The sequence below is a fragment of the Pedobacter sp. 10L46_2 genome (assembly GCF_056395165.1).
Map to the genome: position 1 here is coordinate 5,534 of NZ_JBFTIZ010000280.1, position 5,472 is coordinate 11,005.

Here is a 5,472-nt window from a genome sequence, read left to right on the forward strand (position 1 = left end):
TGGTTCCAGATCGCAACAGAAGACATATCTGCGTGCTTTTCTTTATAAAGCAGATTTTTATTTCCTTTAAAAACGATGCTTTCCTTCGGCAGTAAAAACACCTCATCATCTGATTTACGGTTGGCGCCCTTTTTACTTACAGATACCTTACCGGTTACAACAATTACATTGGCAGAGCTTCCATCTTTAGAATCAGAAATCCTAAAGCTGGTACCCCATACCTTGGTAATGATATGATTACTATTGATTATAAAAGGTTGATTTGGATTTTTAGTGATCTCAAAGAAACATTCTCCTTCCATAATCACCTCTCTGGATGCCTTTTTAAATTCAACAGGATAAGTAAGACTTGCCTGAGGATTTAAATAAACAACACTTTGATCTGGCAGTATTTTTTTAATGATAAAACCAGTTTTATTTACCAGGTGAATTTGCTGACTGGACAATTGTTCTTTTTTGTTCCACAGCAGCGATTTATTCCAAAAAAAGAAAGTAACAGAAACTATCAGCAGTATTGCTGCTGCATATTTAAGCCACCATATGCCAATTTTAGGCGTTGGTATTTCTGGTAAATCAGGATTATCTGTTTGATCTGTAGATGCAACGATGCTTAAAAAAATCTTGTTCTTTAAAAGTTTCTGATTTTCTTCTGATAAATCCTGAACAAAATTAGGACTATCCTGATATTGATCATACCAATGATTTAACATTGAAACCTCTTCAGGCGTACAATTGCCATTGATATAATTTTCCAATAATTTGGAAAGCTGTAAATTGTTCATACTACGTTAAACTCTATGTGGTTACTTATTTAACATGTCGTTTAACAACTGCAGAACCCTTGCTGTAAATCTAAATTTATTTTATAAAAAATAGTAAGATGGGCATAAGTTCAGTTATTGTTACCCGTAAGCTTTGCAACGCTTTTGTAAGGTGGCCTTCTACCGTTTTTTCCGAAATGTTAAGTTCCGATGCGATCTCTTTATTTGTTTTAAACTCAATTCTACTTAACTGATAAACAGAACGACATTTGACCGGCAACTTAGCGATCATCATATCAATGTGTTTTTTCAAATCGTTAAGAAAAATGTACTCTTCGGTAGAGTTGTCGAGTTTTAGCTGAACCTGTTCTGAAGTAATAAAATTTTCCCTTATAGCGTGTTTTCTGTAATGGTCTATTACATTATACCTAACTGCCGTATACAGGTAGTTACCAAGGCCTGTTGTAAATAGGAGTGAGGTTCTATTTGTCCAAAGTTTTGTAAAAACATCCTGTACAATTTCTTCGCAGGTTTCGGTGTTCTTAACCCTTTTATAAGCTGCGTTAAGTAACCTATCCCAATACCGATCATAAATCTCCTTAAAAACATCCGGGCCAGCATGTTTCAACAACAAAGCTAGTTCTTCATCAGTATGTTTTGAATAATTACCCATTGTTAAAATCAGTTCCCAGCCATTAGATACCTGGCACAGCCGCTAAAAGTAACTAAAAAAATACAATTAATTAAGGGGGAAAAATGTGAATTTAAATTACAAGGATTACCCTAGTTTCTGTAAAAAAATATTCAAATCATCTTCCTTACCCAATCCCAGTTTTTGCTTGATCCGGTAACGACTCATGCGTACGCTTTTGGGCTCTATATGAAGGATGCTGGCTATTTTCTTTGTGTCCATTTGCAAATGCAGGTAAGCACAAAGCTTTAGATCAAGCGGAGTGAGTTTTTGCTGCGCTTTTTCATTCAGAAGGCCGAAGAAGTCGGGGTGTACTTGTTGAATATGCATCTTTGCATCATTAAAATCATTGTCCAGCAATAACTCTTCATTCCATATTCTATTGATATTCAACTCCTGGCTATCATTTAACTTTTCTTTGATCTGTGAAAACACTTGTTTCTTGTGTTCCAGTTGCAACACATTAGCCATCATTTCTTTTTGCAATTGTTGCTGTTGGGTTTCCAGCAGTTGTTGCTCTGCCCGTAGCCGCAGCTGTTCTTCTTTATCTAATTTTGTTTGCAATTCGGCCTCTTGTTTTTCTAAATGCAATTGCTTTTCACGTTGCAAAGAGTAACGCAGGCGGAAATGATAAGCCCGGAACATAAAAATAAGGCCCAATAAAGAAATAATCGAAATACCTATATATAGATACCGTTGTACCTGATTATACTTTTCCTTTTGCCGCAACAGGATCACTTCATTGTTTTTTTTTTCGGCTTCGTATTGAATTTCCAGCTTTTGCGCGTTTAATGCCTGTTTTTGATCAAAAAGTTTACCGTTGTATTCTGTTACTTTCTTCTGGAATTTTAATGCCATGGAGTCGTTTCCAGTTTGCTCATACAATCTGGAAAGCGAGCTCACCACATTGACCAGGGTATAATAATAGGGAATTTCCTGCGCCTGCATCATGCTATAAGCCTGCATCAAATAACTTTCAGCCATTGGAAAGTTTTTTTCACGCATGGCATACTCACTTAGAATACCCAAACCGCTGGCTATAATTTCTTCGCCATTCGGCGCATCTTTCATCACTTCCTGAGCTTTATTAGCATATTGAATAGCACTTGCTTTCGCATCTTTATCTGTTTCTGCAAAATTTTTCAAGTAATAATCTGCAATATTAATGCAGGCAATACCATAAGTCTTTGCTGCTATTTCTTTCGGATGCTGCTCGTATATCTCCTCTACCTTCTTTAAGAAAAAGAGGATGCTATCTCGCTGGCCGATACTTTTGGAAGCATTATAATTATAATCCGCTGATATGGATAAAGCGGTATAGCAATTACCAAGTAAATTGTAATCTTGAGTGAGCAAGGCATTTTCTGTGGCTAAGCGAGCGTACCGATTTATATTGGGCACATTATTCCAGCGGGTATTTAAAGCGTATAACAAGTAATATATTTTAGCCAGAATGTAATGATCCGGAGTTTTTGCTAGTTCCTTAAGTGCCATCTGGCCATATTTCATGGAAAGTTCGGCATTATCGATACTCTTGTATAAAAAAGCCTGGGCATAATAACCATAGGCAATAGCTGAAGAACCATGCGCCTGCTTTGCGGTAACCATGGCAGAATCGCTCATTTTTTTTAACAATGGAAATTCCTGCATATTGGCGTAAATATTGGCAAGAACAACATAGCCCCTGGTTGCGGTAGTAAAATCTTTCAGTTTTAAGGCAGTATTAACAGCAAGCCTCCCCTGAACAAGCCCTGCTTTATAATTTTCATTGATACGAAGTGATTCAGCCGAATGAATAAGCTGAGCAGGTGTTTGTGCTATTGCAGTATAAGATGACAAACCCGCAGCTACAAAAAACAATAGGTGCCTTAAATAATTCATAAAGTAAAATTAATATAAATCAACTATCTATTTTTTCATGTAGACATATTGTAGACGCTTGTGCAACTTGAATGTAGGCGTTTTGTAGTAAGCCTGAATTTGGTAAAACTTTGAGTAAGAGTGCAACTTTACATCAAATAATTTTACAACAAAATACTATCAAAATGAATAACAAAACACTATCTATCGTATCCTACATCACCATTATTGGTTGGCTTGTGGCCTATTTAAAGGGAAAAGACAATGCAGATTCAATGCTTAAATATCATTTACGACAAGCATTAGGTCTGGCACTTGTGAACATTATTTTTAGCCTTGCTTTAAATATAGTAGCTATGGTTATACCTGCCTTATCTTTTATAGGTGTATTTGGCTTTGTTTTTTTGATATTATGGATTATTGGAATTATCAATGCGGCTAATGGTGCTCAAAAGCCTTTGCCGATAATTGGTAAAATGTTTGAAAACAAATTTGCTTTCGTTGGTTAATTGGAATAATTATGCAAACATTTAAATATTTCGAAAAAGAAGGCAGCACTTATCATCTAAAAGTGCAAAAAGGCTTTTTTTATACCATGGCTGCAATAATTTTTGCCATAATGGTACTTAACCTCATATATGCGAGTACGAAAGGTGCTGCAGTATTCGCTGTGTTTCTGGCTGTAATTGGGATATTGAGCATATTGCGAAGTACTACAGAAATAAGCTTTGATATGGTAGACCGTAAGATTCACTATAAAGCATTCTTCTTTAGTGCACCCATCACCTACAGTTTCGATGATTTTGATCATTTTCTAGTCTCCAAGCTTAAAAGTCTTTTTATCACACTAGGCGTATCGGGTATTTTGGTAATGCAAAAAAACAGGAAAACAAAAAACATTTTTCTACGCCAATGTTTTTTTTCGGCAAAGCCATTACAAAAATTAAATGATGAACTGTATATCATAATGGGTTTACCTGATTAACAAAACTGAAAGTATTATGGGTAAAGGCTTCTTTATATTTTGGAAACTGTTCGCATTATTTTATGCGATACCTTTTCCCATGATCTTATACTATAGTATTAAGAGTGATAGTTATCCGCCAGAATTAGCAACAAGAAATCCCTGGCTTGCTCTGGGCCTTGTAGTCTTATCTATCATTATTTGGATTATTCTTTTGACAGGCTACTACAACAAATGGATACTTCGGACTCTTTCTATAAAAAGAAAAATAGAGCACCTTAAAAATACCGGCATAAAGCGGGAGGCCAGGATTCTTACTAGTATTGACAAATCAAACCCAAAGGTCAACTACAGTACTTATGAGCTTAATTTATCATTTAAAAACCTTGTAGGTACCCAAATTGAAGAAAAGATAACTGTAAATGACAAAACCCCTTATGAACGCAGGTTTGAGGCGGGAAAGAATGTAGAATTGGTTCTCGATCAAAATCCAAACGATTATCCTTATATGGTTCTGTCCAGCTTCCAGGTAAGTGTTAAAGGGAATGTATTTCTCTTGCTTCATATTACCCTGCTTGTTATTGCAGCTCTGATAGCCGGTTATTATTGCTTTGCTTATCAAACAGAAAGTGAAGGCATGGGATGGCGCTTTATGGTTTTTTATCATCCGCTCCTGGTTTGTGCCTTAATACTTAACCTGGGTAATATTAATCTTCTTGGAAGATTGATGTCAAAATTTGCCAATCAAAATCCTAAAAATGATTTTGTAATAAAGTACAAAGGATTGCCGGCAACAGCCAGATTACTCAAGGCCAGTCAAACTGGAACATACATAAACGAGCAACCCGTGGTTGAGTTTGTGCTTGAATTTACAGACCATCAAAATCAACGTCATGGTGTTAGTATAAAAAAAATAGTAGACCTGTTAGATCTGGATAGCACACGTCAAAAAGAAGTGGATATTTTTTACCTCGAGGAAGATCCCAAACGGGTAGCCTTTGCCAGCGATTTAAAAGAGTTAAGCATAATAATATGAAGACCTTAAACATCATAGCTAGCTCATTGATCATTGGCTGTTTACTACTAACAGGCTGTAAGCAGATCAACAAAAGTGTGAACGAAACTTTTAAGCCCAGTGATGCTGCCTTGAAGCGCCAGGCGCAGAAACAGTCGACAACAGGTTTCACTACAACCTC

6 protein-coding genes are annotated in these 5,472 nt (G+C 36.2%); 3 read left to right on the forward strand and 3 right to left on the reverse strand.

Going from position 1 to position 5,472, the window contains the following annotated elements:
* The 3 genes from AC1DDX_RS22290 to AC1DDX_RS22300 all read right to left on the reverse strand — a co-directional run.
* Positions 1-782 (reverse strand): FecR family protein (locus AC1DDX_RS22290; RefSeq protein ID WP_477622620.1); only part of this gene is annotated, 782 nt, incomplete at its 3' end.
* Between the two features lie 76 nt (positions 783-858).
* A complete protein-coding gene (locus AC1DDX_RS22295; RefSeq protein ID WP_172660148.1) occupies positions 859-1,434 on the reverse strand; it encodes an RNA polymerase sigma-70 factor in 576 nt (191 codons plus the stop codon).
* Between the two features lie 105 nt (positions 1,435-1,539).
* The gene (locus AC1DDX_RS22300; protein ID WP_288879193.1) at positions 1,540-3,333 is read right to left on the reverse strand and encodes a helix-turn-helix transcriptional regulator; all 1,794 of its coding nucleotides are present in this window, start codon (positions 3,331-3,333) and stop codon (positions 1,540-1,542) included.
* 164 nt (positions 3,334-3,497) lie between these two features.
* On the opposite strand from AC1DDX_RS22300, the gene AC1DDX_RS22305 reads away from it, so the two are divergent.
* The 3 genes from AC1DDX_RS22305 to AC1DDX_RS22315 all read left to right on the forward strand — a co-directional run bounded on the left by AC1DDX_RS22305 (position 3,498) and on the right by AC1DDX_RS22315 (position 5,312).
* The gene (locus AC1DDX_RS22305) at positions 3,498-3,821 is read left to right on the forward strand and encodes a magnetosome magnetite crystal formation protein family (RefSeq protein WP_172660146.1); all 324 of its coding nucleotides are present in this window, start codon (positions 3,498-3,500) and stop codon (positions 3,819-3,821) included.
* Between the two features lie 11 nt (positions 3,822-3,832).
* A complete protein-coding gene (locus AC1DDX_RS22310) occupies positions 3,833-4,297 on the forward strand; it encodes a hypothetical protein (protein ID WP_337716817.1) in 465 nt (154 codons plus the stop codon).
* A gap of 79 nt (positions 4,298-4,376) precedes the next feature.
* The gene (locus AC1DDX_RS22315) at positions 4,377-5,312 is read left to right on the forward strand and encodes a hypothetical protein (RefSeq protein WP_337716815.1); all 936 of its coding nucleotides are present in this window, start codon (positions 4,377-4,379) and stop codon (positions 5,310-5,312) included.
* The last annotated feature ends 160 nt before the right edge of the window (positions 5,313-5,472 follow it).

Excerpts from the sequence above, each read along its gene's own strand:
- AC1DDX_RS22295 (WP_172660148.1), bottom strand. The coding sequence starts at position 1,434 with ATGGGTAATTATTCAAAACATACTGATGAAGAACTAGCTTTGTTGTTG.
- AC1DDX_RS22300 (WP_288879193.1), bottom strand. The coding sequence starts at position 3,333 with ATGAATTATTTAAGGCACCTATTGTTTTTTGTAGCTGCGGGTTTGTCA.
- AC1DDX_RS22305 (WP_172660146.1), top strand. The coding sequence starts at position 3,498 with ATGAATAACAAAACACTATCTATCGTATCCTACATCACCATTATTGGT.
- AC1DDX_RS22310 (WP_337716817.1), top strand. The coding sequence starts at position 3,833 with ATGCAAACATTTAAATATTTCGAAAAAGAAGGCAGCACTTATCATCTA.
- AC1DDX_RS22315 (WP_337716815.1), top strand. The coding sequence starts at position 4,377 with ATGATCTTATACTATAGTATTAAGAGTGATAGTTATCCGCCAGAATTA.